The organism is Mesorhizobium sp. B2-4-6, assembly GCF_006442775.1.
GTDB lineage: Bacteria > Pseudomonadota > Alphaproteobacteria > Rhizobiales > Rhizobiaceae > Mesorhizobium.
The window spans coordinates 56,225-73,314 of sequence record NZ_VFVI01000007.1; the positions used below are offsets into that span (position 1 = coordinate 56,225).

16 protein-coding genes are annotated in these 17,090 nt (G+C 63.6%); all 16 read left to right on the forward strand.

The window, feature by feature from the left end; translation table 11 throughout:
- Positions 1-74: 74 nt before the first annotated feature.
- Positions 75-1,067: a PhoH family protein gene (locus FJ957_RS18500; RefSeq protein WP_226892268.1), complete on the forward strand. Its 993-nt coding sequence runs from the start codon at positions 75-77 to the stop codon at positions 1,065-1,067.
- 11 nt (positions 1,068-1,078) lie between these two features.
- Complete coding sequence (ybeY, locus tag FJ957_RS18505; RefSeq protein ID WP_140833811.1) at positions 1,079-1,576, forward strand: rRNA maturation RNase YbeY; 498 nt, start codon at positions 1,079-1,081, stop codon at positions 1,574-1,576.
- A 27-nt stretch (positions 1,577-1,603) separates the two neighbouring features.
- On the forward strand, positions 1,604-2,680 hold the full coding sequence (locus FJ957_RS18510) for a hemolysin family protein (RefSeq protein WP_140833812.1): 1,077 nt from the start codon (positions 1,604-1,606) through the stop codon (positions 2,678-2,680).
- A gap of 74 nt (positions 2,681-2,754) precedes the next feature.
- A complete protein-coding gene (locus tag FJ957_RS18515; protein WP_140833814.1) occupies positions 2,755-3,225 on the forward strand; it encodes a VOC family protein in 471 nt (156 codons plus the stop codon).
- A gap of 177 nt (positions 3,226-3,402) precedes the next feature.
- On the forward strand, positions 3,403-4,992 hold the full coding sequence (lnt, locus tag FJ957_RS18520) for an apolipoprotein N-acyltransferase (RefSeq protein WP_140833816.1): 1,590 nt from the start codon (positions 3,403-3,405) through the stop codon (positions 4,990-4,992).
- 140 nt (positions 4,993-5,132) lie between these two features.
- Positions 5,133-5,555, forward strand: a complete 423-nt coding sequence (locus FJ957_RS18525; protein ID WP_095819313.1) for a helix-turn-helix transcriptional regulator — start codon at positions 5,133-5,135, stop codon at positions 5,553-5,555.
- Positions 5,556-5,717: 162 nt separating this feature from the next.
- Positions 5,718-6,983: a methionine adenosyltransferase gene (metK, locus tag FJ957_RS18530; RefSeq protein ID WP_140833817.1), complete on the forward strand. Its 1,266-nt coding sequence runs from the start codon at positions 5,718-5,720 to the stop codon at positions 6,981-6,983.
- On the forward strand, positions 6,980-7,690 hold the full coding sequence (locus FJ957_RS18535) for a tRNA (guanine(46)-N(7))-methyltransferase TrmB (RefSeq protein ID WP_140833819.1): 711 nt from the start codon (positions 6,980-6,982) through the stop codon (positions 7,688-7,690). The genes metK and FJ957_RS18535 overlap by 4 nt, the downstream gene beginning before the upstream one ends.
- 302 nt (positions 7,691-7,992) lie before the next feature.
- On the forward strand, positions 7,993-8,625 hold the full coding sequence (rimP, locus tag FJ957_RS18540) for a ribosome maturation factor RimP (protein ID WP_140702753.1): 633 nt from the start codon (positions 7,993-7,995) through the stop codon (positions 8,623-8,625).
- 46 nt (positions 8,626-8,671) lie between these two features.
- Entirely contained in the window at positions 8,672-10,267 is a 1,596-nt protein-coding gene (gene nusA / locus FJ957_RS18545) for a transcription termination factor NusA (protein ID WP_140833821.1), read from the forward strand.
- Positions 10,268-10,305: 38 nt separating this feature from the next.
- On the forward strand, positions 10,306-10,956 hold the full coding sequence (locus FJ957_RS18550) for an RNA-binding protein (RefSeq protein ID WP_140833823.1): 651 nt from the start codon (positions 10,306-10,308) through the stop codon (positions 10,954-10,956).
- Positions 10,953-13,532: a translation initiation factor IF-2 gene (gene infB / locus FJ957_RS18555; protein WP_140833825.1), complete on the forward strand. Its 2,580-nt coding sequence runs from the start codon at positions 10,953-10,955 to the stop codon at positions 13,530-13,532. Before FJ957_RS18550 ends, infB begins: the two co-directional genes overlap by 4 nt.
- Positions 13,533-13,655: 123 nt before the next feature.
- The gene (gene rbfA / locus FJ957_RS18560; RefSeq protein ID WP_095765961.1) at positions 13,656-14,072 is read left to right on the forward strand and encodes a 30S ribosome-binding factor RbfA; all 417 of its coding nucleotides are present in this window, start codon (positions 13,656-13,658) and stop codon (positions 14,070-14,072) included.
- The gene (gene truB, locus FJ957_RS18565; protein ID WP_140833827.1) at positions 14,073-15,032 is read left to right on the forward strand and encodes a tRNA pseudouridine(55) synthase TruB; all 960 of its coding nucleotides are present in this window, start codon (positions 14,073-14,075) and stop codon (positions 15,030-15,032) included. It begins immediately after the preceding gene.
- 212 nt (positions 15,033-15,244) lie between these two features.
- Positions 15,245-16,339, forward strand: coding sequence for a magnesium/cobalt transporter CorA (gene corA / locus FJ957_RS18570; RefSeq protein WP_140833831.1), 1,095 nt, complete (start codon positions 15,245-15,247; stop codon positions 16,337-16,339).
- A 147-nt stretch (positions 16,340-16,486) separates the two neighbouring features.
- Positions 16,487-16,798: a 30S ribosomal protein S15 gene (gene rpsO, locus FJ957_RS18575; protein WP_281405110.1), complete on the forward strand. Its 312-nt coding sequence runs from the start codon at positions 16,487-16,489 to the stop codon at positions 16,796-16,798.
- The last annotated feature ends 292 nt before the right edge of the window (positions 16,799-17,090 follow it).

The window sequence follows — 17,090 nt, forward strand, 5'->3', positions numbered from 1 at the left end:
CAGATGAGGAGAGACGGTTGAGCGCTGCTGAACTGAAGAATCCGCCCCAGAGCCAGGCGTCCGGGGCCTCCGATATGGCGCACATCGTACTGACCTTCGACAACAACAAGCTAGCCAGCGCCCTTTACGGCCAGTTCGATGAGAACCTCGCCCGGCTCGAGCAGAAGCTCGGCGTCGACATCCGCTCGCGCGGCAATCAGCTGACGATCAAGGGCTCCGCCGCCGCCGCCGAACAGGCGCGCCGGGCGCTGGACACCCTCTACGGCATCCTGCAGAAGGGCGTCGACATTGGCCAGTCGGATGTCGACGGCGCCGTGCGCATGGCGATTGCCGCCGACGACCAGCTGACCCTGCCGACGATGGAGCGCAAGGGCAAGGTTTCGGCCGCCCAGATCGCGACGCGCAAGAAGACGATCTACGCCCGCTCGCTCAACCAGGACGCCTATATGCGGGCGCTGGAGCGTTCCGAAATGGTGTTCGGCATCGGTCCCGCCGGCACCGGCAAGACCTATCTGGCGGTGGCGCATGCGGCGATGCTGCTAGAACGCGGCATGGTCGAGCGCATCATCCTGTCGCGTCCGGCCGTAGAGGCCGGCGAGCGGCTTGGCTTCCTGCCCGGCGACATGAAGGAGAAGGTGGACCCGTATCTCAGGCCTCTCTACGACGCGCTCTACGACATGATGCCGGCCGACAAGGTCGAGCGGGCGATCGCGGCCGAGGTCATCGAGATCGCGCCCTTGGCCTTCATGCGCGGCCGCACGCTGGCGCATGCGGCGGTGATCCTCGACGAGGCGCAGAACACCACGCCGATGCAGATGAAGATGTTCCTGACCCGTCTCGGCGAGAATTCGCGCATGATCGTCACCGGCGATCCGACCCAGATCGACCTTCCGCCCAACACCAAGTCTGGCCTGGTCGAAGCGCTGCGCGTCCTCGACGGGGTGCCTGGTATCGTCACCGTCCGCTTCAACGAGGGCGATGTGGTGCGCCACCCGCTGGTCGCCGAGATCGTCAAGGCCTATGACCGCGACGGCAAGCTGGCGCGAGGCTTGGGCGCCGAAAGCTGATTATAGGCCCTATGGCTCAAAATCCGGAATTTGGCGGCGAAGCGCCGGTCGATATCGATATTTTCGTCGAGGTAGGTGCTTGGCCCGCGGAAGCCGAATTGACACGCCTCGTCGATCGCGCCGTTGCGGCCGCTTTTGCCGAGACCGGCGCGGGCGGCGCTTCCGAGCTCAGCGTCGTCTTTTCCGACGATGCCCATATCCGAACGCTCAACGCCGAGTGGCGCGGCAAGGACAAGCCAACCAACGTCTTGTCTTTCCCGGCTTTTTCCTTTCCGAAAGGCGGCGCGCTGCCGCCGATGCTGGGCGACATCGTGCTGGCTTCCGAGACGGTGGCGCGCGAGGCCGCCCTGGAAGACAAGCCGATTGAAAACCATATCACCCATCTCGTTATCCATGGCCTGCTGCATCTTTTGGGCCATGATCACGAGACCGACGCCGAGGCGGAGGAGATGGAAGCGATCGAGCGCGCGGCGCTTGCGAGGCTTGCCATTCCCGATCCCTACGCGTAACAAAAAAGCTCAATTGACCCGATGGCGATGAACGACACACCAGAAACTGCCGCCCGTCCGGACGCCGGCAGTGCTGCCAAGCCTTCCGAAAAGACGGAAGAGGGCTCCAGTCCGAGTATTCCCGCCGGCAGCGCGGCCGCGGAGTCCACGCATGCCGGTCCTTCGCTCTTCGACCGCGTGCTCGGCCTGTTCCGGCACCGCAACGGCACCAGCCTGCGCGAAGAGATTGCCGGCGCGCTCGCCGAAACGGCGACCGACGCCGGCGCCTTCTCGCCCGGCGAACGCGCCATGCTCAACAACATCCTTCGCTTGCGCGAAGTGCGGGTCGAGGATGTCATGGTGCCGCGCGCCGATATCGAGGCGGTCGAGATCAACACGACGCTTGGCGACCTGCTCGGCCTGTTCGAGCAGTCCGGCCATTCGCGCATGCCGGTGTATTCCGAGACGCTGGACGATCCGCGCGGCATGGTCCACATCCGCGACGTGCTCGCCCACATCACCAAACTCGCTCGCGTCAAGAAGGGCCGCAGCAGAGCGAAGACGCCGGCGTCGACCGCGCTCGACCTTGCCCAGGTCGACCTTGCGCGTACCATCGGTGATCTCAGCCTGATCCGCCCGGTGCTGTTCGTGCCGCCCTCCATGCTTGCCTCCGACCTGATGGGGCGCATGCAGACGAACCGCACGCAGATGGCGCTGGTCATCGACGAATATGGCGGCACCGATGGCCTCGCCTCGCTGGAGGATATCGTCGAGATGGTGGTCGGCGACATCGAGGACGAGCATGACGACGACGAGCCGATGATCACGCAGACCGGCGACGGCGTCTTCGTCGTCGACGGCAAGGCCGAGATCGACGAGGTCGCCAAGATGATCGGCGAGGATTTTACCGCCGGCGAGCATGGCGAATATGTCGATACGATCGGCGGCATGATCTTCAACACGCTCGGCCGCGTCCCGGCCAGGGGCGAAGTCGTACAGGCCATTCCCGGCTTCGAGTTCCACGTGCTCGACGCCGACCCGCGCCGCGTCAAGCGCGTACGCATCGTGCAGAGCCCGAAGGGCGAGCGCCAGCGCCGCCGCGCGGCCCGCACCGAACAGGCCTGATCTGCAGCAATTCCAGGAAAAGTACGCAGCGGTTTTCCGTCCGGAATTGGGCAAAGGCAAAGACTTGGAGCGGCATGCCGATCGACGATCCGTTCAAGCACGCCACCTTTGGTTCAGGCGTCTTCTATCGCGACCCGCGCGCGGCCCTGGCCTGGCTGCAGGCGGCCTTCGGCTTCCAGCCGAGCATGCTGGTCAGCGATGCCGACGGTCGGCTGGTGCATGCCGAAATGCGTTTTGGCGACGGCTACATCATCGTCGATTCCGAATGGGATGAGCATATCGCCAGCCCGGCCTCCGTCGGCGGCAAGAACACGCAAGCCGTTTATGTGCGTCTGCAGCAAGATATCGACGCGCATTGCGAGCAAGCGCGCGCGGCGGGCGCGAAGATCGTCGAGGAGCCCGCCGACCATTTCTACGGCGAGCGCCAATACCGCGCCCGTGACCTCGAAGGCCATGTCTGGACATTCACCCGCACCGTGCGCGTTGTACCCAAGGACGAGGCTGAGCGATTGAGTGGCCTGCGCATCGAGGGCTGGCACCGCTGAGCTTTTTGCAACCAGGCGGAACCGCTTGGCGTTGCGGAAACGCGGCTAAACAATGAGCTATCGCGGGATTCCCGCGATGGCGCGACCGTGTGTCGGGCCGCGCTTATCTGGGTTTGGAACGCCGGGCCCAGCCTGTTAAACCTCTAGCTCCCTGATTCGCGCGACTTGGGAAGCTGGATGCTGCGCTTTGCCGGCCGGATAATTCTGCTGTGGGGGTGGCGGCGGGCGCTGGTGGCGTTTGCCGCCGGAGCGCTGGCGGTGCTTGCCCAGGCGCCTTACGATTTCTTCGCCGTCTGCTTCGTTTCGTTCCCGGTCCTCGTCTGGCTGCTCGACGGCGCCACTGGCGAGGCTTCCGATGGCTGGTTCCGGCGCCTGCGGCCGGCTTTCGCAACAGGCTGGTGGTTCGGCTTCGGCTACTTCCTCGCCGGTCTCTGGTGGATCGGCCAGGCCTTGCTGGTCGAGGCCGACAATTTCGCCTGGGCCTTGCCCTTCGCCGTTGTCGGCATCCCCTTCGCGTTGGCCTTCTTCTATGGCTTTGCCGCCGTGGTGGCGCGGCTGTTCTGGAGCAGCGATATCGGCCGCATCGCCGCCCTCGCCTTCGCGTTCGGCCTTGCCGAATGGTTGCGCGACTTCCTCTTCACCGGCTTTCCCTGGAACGCCGTCGGCTACGCGGCGATGCCTGTGCCGCTTCTGATGCAGAGCGTGTCGGTGACCGGCATGATCGGCATGAACGCGCTCGCGGTCTTCCTGTTTTCGCTGCCCGCGCTGGTGGCGGCGCGCCGGCATCTGAGGCTGGGCGTTGCCCTGTTCGTCGTCCTCGCCGCCGCCCATGTCAGCTTCGGCTATTTCAGGCTCGCCATGCCCGCCGAGCCGGCGACACGATCCATCGACGTCCGCATCGTCCAGCCCGCGGTCGACCTCAGCGAAAAATGGGATGCCTCGGTGCGCGACCGCATCTTCGCGACTTTGCTGGGGATATCGGGGAAAGCACCCGAAGAAAGTCACGCCAAGCCCCAGCTCATTCTGTGGCCGGAGACATCGGTGCCGTTTCTCTTCACTGAGCGTCCGGACGCGCTGACGGCACTGGGCGACATGCTGGCCGACGGCCAGATGCTGATTGCCGGTGTCGTGCGCGAGGAGGGCGGATCGGCGAATGCCGGCAGCCGTTATTACAATTCCGTGGTGGCGATCAACGACAAGGGCGAGATCGTCGATGCCGTCGACAAGGTGCATCTGGTGCCCTTCGGCGAATATCTGCCCTTCGCCGATCTGTTCGAACGCTTCGGTATAGGCCAGCTCGTCGCCGGGCCGATGAATTTCGCCGCCGGCAACGAGCGCCATCCGATCGCCGTGCCGGGCGGCCTGCGCGCCGCGCCGTTCATCTGCTACGAGGTTATCTTTCCCGATCTCGTCGCCGCCGACTCTGCGTCATCTGACGTAATTGTGAACGTCACCAACGACGCTTGGTTTGGCGACACGCCAGGCCCGTATCAGCACTTCAGGCAGGCGCAGATTCGGGCGGTGGAAAATGGATTGCCGCTGCTGCGCGCGGCCAACAATGGCATCTCCGCAGTCGTCGATTCGCGCGGGCGCATTATCGACGCGCTTGCCGTCGACGCGCGCGGCGCCATCGACGCGCATGTGCCGGTTTCTGGGCGCGCTCTCCTGTCTGCGAAACAGCGGCGCATTAACGGATTGCTGATCATGTTGCTGTTTGCGCTGATTGCCTTCACATTGAATGTAAGGCAGCGGCTACGGGTGAATTGACAGTCAGCACATTAGAAACTCATACTGTAACGCCTAAAATTTTCTCGAAGTCGGTTGGAGGGTTCTGTTGGGGCAGGTGGCTCCGGCTTCATATGGGCGGAACAAAATAGAAAAAGCCGGAAAAATTCGGCGAGGAAAAAATGACAGAAGAGAACAAGAAGAAGCCGAATCCGATCGACATCCATGTCGGGAGTCGCATCCGGCTGCGACGCAACATGCTTGGAATGAGCCAGGAAAAGCTGGGTGAAAATCTCGGCATCACCTTTCAGCAGATCCAGAAGTACGAAAAGGGCACGAACAGGGTTGGCGCCAGCCGTCTGCAGGCGATCGCCTCCATCCTGAGCGTTCCTGTCGCCTTCTTCTTCGAGGATGCCCCGGGCGAGGAGACCGGCGGCGGCAATCGAGGATTTGCGGAAGACTCCTCGATGGCGTTCGCCATCGAATTCTGCGGCAGTCCCGAAGGGCTTCAGCTCAACCGGGCTTTCGTCAAGATCGGCGACGTCAAGGTGCGCCGCCGGATCATCGATCTGGTCAAGGCGCTCTCCGCGGAAGACGCCGATTGATTTTACCGATGCCACTGGCGGCGCTCTGCCGCCGGTGGCATAGCCGGCCTTACCTACATTCATGCCAGATCCGTCGCGCCGCTTGACGAGCGGCGCCCGGCACCGCTAACACGTGGCGCGCCAAAATCGGCAGCCTGCCGATCTTTTCAAGAGGGGACACCCGTGACGCGGCAGAATTATCTCTTCACCTCGGAATCCGTCTCCGAGGGTCATCCCGACAAAGTCTGTGACCGCATCTCCGACGAGATCGTCGATCTGGTCTATCGCGAAGCCAAGAAGACGGGCATGGATCCGTGGAAGGTGCGCGTTGCCTGCGAAACGCTGGCCACCACCAACCGCGTCGTCATCGCCGGCGAGGTGCGCGTCCCCGACACGCTTTTGAAGAAGGACAAGGCGGGCAACGTCCTCAAGGATGCGTCCGGCCACCCTGTGGTCAACCCGGCCAAATTCAAGTCGGTTGCCCGCAAGGCGATCCGCGAGATCGGCTACGAGCAGTCCGGCTTCCATTGGAAGACCGCCAAGATCGACGTGCTGCTGCATGGCCAGTCGCCCGACATCGGCCAGGGCGTCGACAATGCCGCCGACCGCCAGGGCGAGGAAGGCGCGGGCGACCAGGGCATCATGTTCGGTTACGCCTGCCGCGAGACGCCCGACCTCATGCCGGCGCCGATTTATTACAGTCACAAGATTCTCGAATTGCTGGCGGCCGCGCGCCATGAAGGCAACGGCGATGCCGGCAAGCTCGGCCCGGACGCCAAGAGCCAGGTCACCGTGCGCTATGCCGACGGCAAGGCGGCGGAAGTCACGCAGATCGTGCTCTCCACCCAGCATCTCGATGCGAGCTGGGACTCCAGGAAGGTCCGCAAGGTGGTCGAGCCCTATATCCGCGAGGCGCTTGGCGACCTGAGGATCGCCGAGGACTGCAACTGGTACATCAACCCGACCGGCAAGTTCGTCATTGGCGGGCCTGACGGCGATGCCGGCCTCACCGGCCGCAAGATCATCGTCGACACCTATGGTGGCGCGGCGCCCCACGGCGGCGGCGCCTTCTCGGGTAAGGACACCACCAAGGTCGACCGCTCGGCCGCCTATGCGGCGCGCTACCTTGCCAAGAACGTGGTGGCGGCCAAGCTTGCCGACCGCTGCACCATCCAGCTCTCCTACGCCATCGGTGTCGCCCAGCCGCTGTCGGTCTATGTCGACCTGCACGGGACCGGCAAGGTGGACGAATCGAAGCTCGAGGATGCGCTGCGCAAGGTCATGGACCTGTCGCCGTCGGGCATCCGCCGTCATCTCGATCTCAACAAGCCGATCTATGCAAAAACCTCGTCCTACGGCCATTTCGGCCGCAAGGCCGGTCGCGACGGCTCCTTCTCCTGGGAGAAGACCGATCTCGCCAAGGCGCTCAAGGACGCCGTCGCAGCCTGACGACAGCGGACGCAAAGGACAGGCCGAGCCGGGCGACCGAAGGCTTCTTCGGCCGCCGGCACGGCAAGACTATACGCCCGCAGCAGGCGATCGCCCTCGAAGGCGGCCTGCGCGAATACCGGGTCGACCTGACGGCGGAAGCGCCGGCTGATCTCAGGACCTTGTTCAAGGCACAGGTTTCGGCGCTCCAGCTGGAAATCGGCTTCGGCGGCGGTGAGCATTTGTTGCATCGCGCCGCGGAAGCGCCGGCAACCGGCTTCATCGGCGTCGAACCCTTCGTCAACGGCATGGCCAAGATGATGACGGCGCTTGGCAAGACGCCGCTTGCCAATCTGAGAGTCTATGACGACGACGCCACGCGCCTGCTCGACTGGCTGCCGGAAGCCTCGCTCGACGGCATCGATCTGCTCTATCCCGATCCATGGCCCAAGAAGAAGCATTGGAAGCGACGCTTCGTCGGCGCCGCCAATCTCGGCCGCTTCGCCCGGGTGCTGAAATCGGGCGGCAGGTTCCGCTTCGCCTCCGACATCGACAGCTATGTGAACTGGACGCTGCTGGCCTGCCGCGCCAGTGGCGCCTTTGAATGGCAGGTGCGGGATGCCGCCGATTGGCACCGGCCCTATGAAGGTTGGCCCGGCACGCGCTATGAGGCCAAGGCCATCCGCGAGGGGCGGCGGCCCGCCTATCTGACGTTCATCCGGAAGTAATCGGGCGATCTGTATTGCATATAGAGCTACAGATCGCTGCATTGCAGGCCGGAGACAGCTATGGCCGCCCCGGTGGAGCGTAAGGATACCCGATCTCGATGCGCCTGCCGGAAGCGGACGTGGCGATGATCGATCGTGCCGCCACGCTGCGTGCCTCAAGCCTTTGCCTGCAGACTTGAAACACAATTCGGGATCGTCTATATCAACCTCAAATTCTTGGTCGGTATGACGAAGAGTGGGTCCACCCGGTCCCGCTCTTTTTTATTACCTGCCGGCCGGAAGTGAAAAGCGACAGGGATCTGATGACTGCAGCGGCAAGCGAGGCCGACGACCGTATCATCCGCGAAAGCGGCATCGATGCGCGCATTGCGCTGATCGTGCAGCCGGTGCTCAAGGCCATCGGCTTCCGTCTCGTGCGGGTGCAACTGACCGGCCAGAACGGGCTGACGCTGCAGATCATGGCCGAACGCGAAGATGGCACCATGACCGTCGAGGATTGCGAAGAGGTCAGCCGCGCCGTATCGCCGGCGCTCGATGTCGATGATCCGATCGAAAAAGCGTATCATCTCGAAGTTTCGTCGCCAGGCATCGACCGGCCGCTGGTGCGCAAGTCGGATTTCACCGCCTGGACCGGCCATCTGGTCAAGCTGGAGACATCGGTTCTTGTCAGCGATCGCAAGCGTTTCAAGGGCAAGATCGCCGAGGCGGATGCCGATGGCATCCTGATCGAGCGCGACAAGGCGGCCTATGGCGAAGAGCCGACGGTGCGCGTGCCTTACGACGCGATCGCAGAGGCCCGGCTGGTGCTGACCGACGATCTCATCCGCGATGCCTTGTCGAAGGACAACCGGGCGCGCAAGGAAGCCAGGAAGCGCCGCGGCGAAGCGGAAGACGCCGCCGCCGGCGAGGAAAATGAAACCGAACAGGAAAGTTGATTGAGTAGCCGGGCTGCATGCCCGGCGCGAAATCGGGAGAAAGACAATGGTTGTAAGCGCCAACAGGCTTGAACTGCTGCAGATCGCCGATGCGGTCGCGCGTGAAAAGTCGATCGACAAGCAAATCGTCATCGCCGCCATGGCCGATGCGATCCAGAAGGCGGCGCGCTCTCGTTACGGCCAGGAGACCAACATCCGCGCCGACATCAACCCGAACACCGGCGAGATGAAGCTGCAGCGGCTGATGGAGGTGGTCGAGGCGGTCGAGGACTACGCGACGCAGATCGCGCTTTCCACGGCCCGCGAGCGCAATCCCGATGCCCAGGTCGGCGACTTCATCGCCGAGCAGCTGCCGCCGATGGATTTCGGCCGCATCGCCGCCCAGTCGGCCAAGCAGGTCATCGTGCAGAAGGTGCGTGAGGCTGAGCGCGATCGCCAGTATGACGAATACAAGGATCGCATCGGCGAGATCGTCAACGGCACCGTCAAGCGCGTCGAATACGGCAACGTCATCGTCGATCTCGGCCGTGGCGAGGCGATCATTCGCCGCGACGAACTGATCCCGCGCGAGAACTACAAATATGGCGACCGCGTAAGGGCCTATGTCTATGACGTGCGCCGCGAGCAGCGCGGGCCGCAGATTTTCCTGTCGCGCACGCATCCGCAGTTCATGGCCAAGCTCTTCACCATGGAAGTGCCGGAAATCTACGACGGCATCATCGAGATCAAGTCGGTCGCCCGCGATCCGGGCTCGCGCGCCAAGATTGCCGTCATCTCGCGCGACAGTTCGATCGATCCGGTCGGCGCCTGCGTCGGTATGCGCGGCAGCCGCGTCCAGGCGGTGGTCGGCGAATTGCAGGGCGAGAAGATCGACATCATTCCGTGGTCGCCATCGGCCGCGTCCTTCATCGTCAACGCGCTGCAGCCGGCCGAGGTCGCCAAGGTGGTGCTCGACGAGGATGCCGAGCGCATCGAGGTGGTGGTGCCGGACGATCAATTGTCGCTGGCGATCGGCCGTCGCGGCCAGAACGTGCGGCTTGCCTCGCAGCTCACCGGCTGGGATATCGACATCCTGACCGAGCAGGAGGAGAGCGAGCGTCGCCAGAAGGAATTCGTCGAGCGTTCCGCACTCTTCATGGAAGCTCTCGACGTCGACGAGATGGTCGGCCAGGTGCTCGCCTCCGAAGGCTTCACCAGCGTCGAGGAGGTCGCTTATGTCGACTCGGGCGAGATCGCCTCGATCGATGGCTTCGACGAGGACACCGCTTCGGAAATCCAGACCCGCGCCCGCGAATATCTGGAGAAGATCGAGGCCGAGCACGACGAGAAGCGCAAGGCGCTCGGCGTCCAGGACGAGCTGCGCGAGATCCCCGGCGTGACCACCGCCATGATGGTGACGCTCGGCGAGGACGGCGTGAAGTCGATCGAGGACTTCGCCGGCTATGCCGCCGACGACCTGACCGGCTGGAAAGAGCGCAAGGACGGCGAGACCAAGGTTTATCCTGGCGTGCTCGCCAGCCACGGCGTCTCGCGCGCCGATGCAGAGCAGATGGTGCTCGCGGCGCGCAAGAAGGCCGGCTGGATCACCGAAGACGAGCTTGCGGCCGAAGAAGCATCGGCTGACGAAGCCGTTGGTGCGTGAGGTGAACCCGCATCGCACACAACCCGCCCCAGGACGAGATGAACGATCGCACTTGCATCGTTACGCGCAGGCAGGCCGAACCGGATGAACTGATCCGCTTCGTCGTCGGCCCGGATTCGGCCGTCGTCCCGGACATCAAGAGAAACCTGCCCGGCCGTGGTTGTTGGGTGAGCGCTGACCGCCTACATATCGAGAAGGCAGCGGCGAAGAACCTGTTTGCCCGCGCCTTCAAGGCGCAGGTGACCATGCCGACCGATCTTGGCGGCATGGTTGACGGGCTGCTCTCCAGATCCGCTCTGGGTATGCTTGGCCTTGCCCGCAAGGCTGGCGCTGTCGTTCTTGGAGCCGCCAAGGTCGAGGGCGCGGTACGCGACGGGCAGGCGTTGCTTGTGCTGCATGCGACCGAGGCTTCGGACGACGGTGTCCGCAAGATCAGTCAGGCGCGGCGGGCGACCGTCCATCTCGGCGGTCCCGCCACCCTTGCCTACAAACTTTTCTCCGAGGCCGAGTTGAGCTTGGCATTGGGGGGTACAAATGTGATACATGCTGCCGTCCTCGCGCAGGACGCGGGACAGGCGGTTGAGAAGCGCGTTGTTGCGCTCGACCGATATCGGGGCGGTACCCCGAACGATCTGGCAATGCTTGCGGTCGTTGCTGACGAAGATGATGCCGCAGAGGATATGGAATGAACGATACGAAATCGGGCGACGACAAGACGTTGAGCGTTACGCCGAAGAAGACCTTGACGCTGAAGCGCCCCGGCCTCGAGCAGGGCACCGTGCGCCAGAATTTCTCGCATGGCCGCACCAAGTCGGTCGTGGTCGAGACCAAGAAGCGCAAGTTCTCGCTGCCCGGCGACAAGCCGGAGCCGGTGGCTGCGTCCGTCTTCACGCCGAAGCCCGCCCCTGCCCCTGTTGCCGCCGCCCCTGTCGTGCAGGAAGCGCCGAAGGCGCCGCCTCCGCCGCCGGAGCGTTCCGGCATGGTTCTGAACGAACTCTCGCGCGGCGAGATGGAAGCGCGTCGCAAGGCGCTGGAAGGTTCCAAGGTCCGTGAGGCTGAGGATCGCCAGCGCGCTCAGGAAGATGCCAAGCGCCGCACCGAGGAAGAAGAACGCCGCAAGCGCGAGCGTGACGAATCCGCGCGCCGTCAGGCCGAGGAGGAGGCACGCCTGCAGACTGAGGCCGAGGCCCGCCGGCGCGCCGAGGAAGAGGCTCGCCGCCGCGCGCCGCTGGCGGCGGATGTCGTCACCGCCGAGGACGAGGAAGAGGCCAAGCCGAGGCGTACCGGTGCCGGCGCCGGGGCGAGTGCGCCGCCGCGCCGTCTTGCGACGCCGGAAGTGGCGCGGCCGGCCAAGCCGACAAAGGGCGAGGAAGATCGCCGCCGTGGCAAGCTGACGCTGAACTCGGCTCTGTCGGATGACGACGCGCGCGCCCGCTCGCTGTCGTCGATGCGTCGCCGCCAGGAAAAATTCAAACGCGCGATGCACAACGAGCCGCGCGAGAAAGTCATGCGCGAAGTGATCCTGCCCGAAACCATTACCATCCAGGAATTGGCGCAGCGTATGTCCGAGCGCGCCGTGGACGTGGTCAAGTTCTTCATGAAGCAGGGCCAGATCCTCAAGCCGGGCGACGTCATCGACGCCGACACGGCCGAACTGGTAGCCTCCGAATTCGGCCACACGGTCCGCCGCGTCGCCGAGTCCGACATCGAGGAAGGCCTGTTCAACATCGCCGACCGCCCGGAAGACCTTGTGTCGCGTCCGCCGGTCGTGACCATCATGGGCCATGTCGACCACGGCAAGACCTCGCTGCTCGACGCCATCCGCAACGCCAATGTCGTCTCCGGCGAGGCCGGCGGCATCACCCAGCATATCGGTGCCTACCAGATCGAGAAGAACGGTCAGAAGATCACCTTCATCGACACGCCCGGCCACGCGGCCTTCACGGCCATGCGCGCCCGTGGCGCGCAGGTCACCGACGTCGCCGTGCTGGTGGTGGCGGCCGACGACAGCGTAATGCCGCAGACGATCGAATCGATCAGTCACGCCAAGGCGGCCGGCGTGCCGATCATCGTGGCCATCAACAAGATCGACAAGCATGACGCCGACCCGCAGAAGGTGCGGACCGAACTGCTGCGCCATGAAGTGTTCGTGGAATCGATGGGCGGTGAGGTGTTGGACGTCGAGGTTTCGGCGACCAAGGGCACCAATCTCGATAAGCTGCTGGAAGCGATCCTGCTCCAGGCCGAAGTCCTCGACCTCAAGGCCAATCCCGACCGCACCGCCGAAGGCGCGGTCATCGAGGCGCAGCTGGACAAGGGACGCGGGCCTGTCGCCACCGTGCTGGTGCAGACCGGCACGCTGATGCCGGGCGACATCATCGTCGCCGGCAACGAGTGGGGCCGTGTGCGCGCGCTCGTCAACGACCGCGGCGAGCACGTTCCGGAAGCGCCGCCGGCAATGCCGGTCGAGGTGCTCGGCCTCCAGGGCACGCCGCAGGCGGGCGACCGCTTCGCCGTCGTCAACAACGAGGCGCGCGCTCGTGAGATCACCGAATACCGCCAGCGCCTGGCGCGCGACAAGGCGGTGGCCAGGCATGCCGGCCAGCGCGGCTCGCTCGAGCAGATGATGTCGCAGCTGCAGACGAGCGGATTGAAGGAATTCCCGCTGGTCATCAAGGGCGACGTGCAGGGTTCGATCGAGGCGATCAATGCCGCACTTGAAAAGCTCGGCAATGACGAGGTGCGCGCGCGCATCGTCCATGCCGGTGCCGGCGGCATCACCGAAAGCGACGTCTCGCTCGCCGAGACGTCCGGAGCGGCGATCATCGGCTTCAACGTCCGTGCCAATGCGCAGGCGCGTGCGGCCGCGGCCGCGGCCGGCATCGAGATCCGCTACTACTCGATCATCTACAACCTCGTCGATGACGTGAAGGCAGCGCTTTCCGGCATGCTTTCGCCGGAGCGGCGCGAGACCTTCATCGGCAATGCCGAGATCCTCGAGATCTTCGACATCTCCAAGATCGGCAAGATCGCCGGCTGCCGTGTCACCGAAGGCAAGGTCGAGCGTGGCGCGGGTGTTCGCCTGATCCGCGACAACGTCGTGATCCACGAAGGCACGCTGAAGACGCTGAAGCGCTTCAAGGACGAGGTTTCGGAAGTGCCGGGCGGCCAGGAATGCGGCATGGCCTTCCAGAACTACGAGGACATGCGTGTCGGCGACGTCATCGAGTGCTTCCGCATCGAGATGGTAACCAGAACGCTCTAATTCAGGTATACTTGCCGAATAATAACGGGCGGCAGCCGAAAGGCTGCCGCTCAGACCCCTATGCATGTTGAGACATGTGGCGCGGTCCCATCCCGCGCTTCACGATTTCAGGACCAGAGAAAAATGCCCCGTTCGACACCGTCAGGCCCCTCCCAGCGCATGCTGCGCGTCGGCGAGCAGGTGCGCCATGCCCTTTCCGAGACCTTGCAGCGCGGCGAAATCATCGATCCGGTGATCGAGAACAGCGTTGTCTCGGTGTCCGAGGTGCGCATGTCGCCCGACCTCAAGATCGCCACCGCCTTCGTCTCGCCGCTTGGCGCGGGCGACGACGGCGCCGTGATCGAGGCGCTCAACAGGCACGCGAAGTTCATCCGCGGCCGTGTCTCCGGCGCGCTCAGGCAGATGAAGTACATGCCGGAGTTTCGTTTTAGGCTCGACACTTCGTTCGACAATTTCGCGAAGATCAATGAACTGCTGAAATCGCCCGAAGTCGCGCGCGATCTCGGTGACGGCAAGAACAACGATAAGGACGAGGAATAGGTGGCGCGTCGCGGCAAGAAGAAGGGGCGGCCGATCTCCGGCTGGGTGGTGCTGGACAAGCCGGTCGGCATGGGTTCGACCGAAGCGGTCTCCAAGATCAAATGGCTGTTCCAGGCCGACAAGGCGGGCCATGCCGGCACGCTCGATCCACTGGCCTCCGGCATGCTGCCGATCGCGCTCGGCGAGGCGACCAAGACTGTTCCTTACGTGCAGGACGGCGCTAAGGTCTACCGCTTCACCGTCGCTTGGGGGCAGGAGCGCTCGACCGACGACCTCGAAGGCCCGGTGACCAACAGTTCCGACCGTCGACCGGACGAGGCGGAGGTGAGGGCGCTGCTGCCGAAATACACCGGCGTCATCATGCAGACACCGCCGCAATTCTCGGCCATCAAGATCGCCGGTGAACGCGCCTATGACCTTGCCCGTGAAGGCGAGACGGTCGAGATACCAGCGCGCGAGATCGAGATCGGTCGCCTCGACATCATCGAGCACGGTGCCGACAAGACTGTTTTCGAGGTCGAATGCGGCAAGGGCACCTATGTGCGCTCGCTGGCCCGCGACATGGGCCGCGACCTCGGCTGCTTCGGCCACATCGCCGAATTGCGCCGCGTCGAAGTCGAGCCGTTCACGCCGGATGATTTCGTCACGGTCGCCGAGCTGGAAGCGGCCCGCCTTGGCGAAAAGAATGACGACAAATCGGACGAAATGGATGCCCCGATCGATTTCAGTGCCATCGATGCGCTGCTCGTCGAAACGGCGGTGGCGCTCGACTGCTTGCCGCAGGTCGCGGTCAGCGACGATGCGGCGACGAAGATCCGCCTCGGCAATCCCGTCATCATTCGCGGCCGCGACGCACCGGTCGAAGCCGAGGAGGCCTGCGCCACAGCGCGCGGCAAGCTCGTCGCCATCGGCGCCATCGAGCAGGGCATGTTCAAGCCCAAGCGGGTCTTTGTCGGGTGAATCCGGTCTAAAGTGCGACGCGCTGAAACGGATTCAGGCGACGCGCTTTAAGTCTTTGTTTTGATGCATGTCGTTGTCCCAGAACCGCTGCGCACTTCTGGGCGACATGCACTAAGTGTTTGTTATTTACGCAATTCCGGACAGAAAACCGCTGCGCACTTTTCCTGAAATTGCTCTAATCTCGGCCGAATGCTGAGTCCCGAGGGTATCTCATGGCCAAGGCTGATGCAGGCAAGAAGCGGGCATCGCTGAAAACCCGCCGGCCACCGGTCGGGGCGTCGCCCGGCACGCTTATCGCCGATCCGGCGGCGCGACGCAGCGAGCTTCGGCTGACGCTGATCTCGCCCGAGAAATACAAAACCATCGACAATGCCTCGATAGACGATCTCAACGCCCATTGCGAGAAATGGCCCGTCGTCTGGCTGGATTGCACCGGACTTGCCAATATCCCGCTGATCGAGGAGATCGGCCGCATCTTCAATTTGCACCCGCTGGCGCTGGAAGATGTCGTCAACACCGGCCAGCGGCCCAAGGTGGATTTCTTCGAGGACCACGCCTTCGTCGTCATGCGCATGATCGACGATGTCACCTCGCATCGTTACGAGCAGATGTCGCTGTTCTTCGGCGGGAATTTCGTCGTCACCTTCCAGGAGCGCGAGGGCGACCCGTTCGATCCGGTGCGCAAACGCATTGCGGGCGCGATGCCCAACCGCCTGCGCTCGCGCGGCGCCGATTATCTGGCCTATACGCTGATCGATGCCATCGTCGACAGCTATTTCCCGCCGATCGAGGCGGCGAGCGAAGCGGTCGACGGCATCGAGGACGAGATGCTGAACAAGCCGCACAAGCACCAGATGCAGCAGCTGCATGAACTCAGGCGCGACGCCAACGTGCTCAAAGGCGTGCTGTGGCCGATGCGCGACGCGCTGGCGACGCTGATCCGCAACGACGTGGCCTTCGTGAAGGCGGAGACCAAGATCTTCTTCAACGACACGCTCGACCATTCGCTGCGCCTGATCGAGCTGGTCGAGAACCAGCGCGACATGCTCACCGGCCTGATCGAGATGCATGTCTCGCTGACCCAGGCCCGCACCAACGACGTCATCTCCTACCTGACGATCGTCTCGGTGATCTTCATGCCGCTGACCTTCCTGGTCGGCGTTTGGGGAATGAATTTCGATCCGGAAAGCTCGCCCTGGAACATGCCGGAGCTGAAAACCTATTACGGTTATCCGGCGGCAATTCTGTTCATGGCGCTTGTCGCTGCCGGACTGATCTTCTTCTTCAAATGGAAGAAGTGGCTATAGCCGCTGAAGCCTTTGTTTTCATGGCAAGACCTGCGACAAGCCGGCTTGATATTTGGGCTGGTGTTTTTTCCGGAATTGCACTATATGCGCCGCAGCTTCGCGCCCTGACGCGTCGCTTGCACTGGCCCCTGCTGGACGACATCCCGGCTGTGGGCGTCCCGTTTCCTCCAACAGATAAGGAAAAGCACGATGTCGATTACTGCCGACCGCAAGAACGAATTGATGACCGAATTCGCAACCACCAAGGGCGACACCGGATCTCCGGAAGTCCAGGTTGCCATTCTTTCCGAGCGCATCAAGAACCTGACCGAGCACTTCAAGGACCACAAGAAGGATAACCATTCCCGCCGTGGCCTGCTTGCTCTGGTCTCCCAGCGCCGCAGCCTGCTTGACTACCTCAAGCGCAAGGATGACGCGCGCTATCAGACGCTGATCGACAAGCTCGGTCTCCGTCGCTGACGAATTGACCGGCGGGCCCTCCCCGGAGGGCCCGCCGGTCGCGCATTGGCGCATCGGTCGATACGGTGCGATAATGGCGGAGCGTGACGCGCTCTTGAAATTCGCATTCGCGCAGGGCGGGTTCCGGAAACAGCGGTTTCCGGCGTCATGCGCAAGCCGGCCGATCGGCCGGCCAAACACGGTTCCGGACGCGCAGAGGGCCATTCGGAACCGCCCATGGACGGTCATGGGGCAGGATTGCAGGATGCTCGCTTGGCTTATGAGCCGAACCTACGAGCCTCCCGTTGTCTTG

What these genes read in the sequence shown, in the direction of transcription:
- FJ957_RS18500 (WP_226892268.1), top strand. Translation starts at nt 75, where the DNA reads ATGGCGCACATCGTACTGACCTTCGACAACAACAAGCTAGCCAGCGCC.
- infB (WP_140833825.1), top strand. Translation starts at nt 10,953, where the DNA reads ATGAACGATACGAAATCGGGCGACGACAAGACGTTGAGCGTTACGCCG.
- FJ957_RS18525 (WP_095819313.1), top strand. Translation starts at nt 5,133, where the DNA reads ATGACAGAAGAGAACAAGAAGAAGCCGAATCCGATCGACATCCATGTC.
- nusA (WP_140833821.1), top strand. Translation starts at nt 8,672, where the DNA reads ATGGTTGTAAGCGCCAACAGGCTTGAACTGCTGCAGATCGCCGATGCG.
- FJ957_RS18515 (WP_140833814.1), top strand. Translation starts at nt 2,755, where the DNA reads ATGCCGATCGACGATCCGTTCAAGCACGCCACCTTTGGTTCAGGCGTC.
- ybeY (WP_140833811.1), top strand. Translation starts at nt 1,079, where the DNA reads ATGGCTCAAAATCCGGAATTTGGCGGCGAAGCGCCGGTCGATATCGAT.
- FJ957_RS18510 (WP_140833812.1), top strand. Translation starts at nt 1,604, where the DNA reads ATGAACGACACACCAGAAACTGCCGCCCGTCCGGACGCCGGCAGTGCT.
- FJ957_RS18550 (WP_140833823.1), top strand. Translation starts at nt 10,306, where the DNA reads ATGAACGATCGCACTTGCATCGTTACGCGCAGGCAGGCCGAACCGGAT.
- rbfA (WP_095765961.1), top strand. Translation starts at nt 13,656, where the DNA reads ATGCCCCGTTCGACACCGTCAGGCCCCTCCCAGCGCATGCTGCGCGTC.
- lnt (WP_140833816.1), top strand. Translation starts at nt 3,403, where the DNA reads ATGCTGCGCTTTGCCGGCCGGATAATTCTGCTGTGGGGGTGGCGGCGG.
- corA (WP_140833831.1), top strand. Translation starts at nt 15,245, where the DNA reads ATGGCCAAGGCTGATGCAGGCAAGAAGCGGGCATCGCTGAAAACCCGC.
- rimP (WP_140702753.1), top strand. Translation starts at nt 7,993, where the DNA reads ATGACTGCAGCGGCAAGCGAGGCCGACGACCGTATCATCCGCGAAAGC.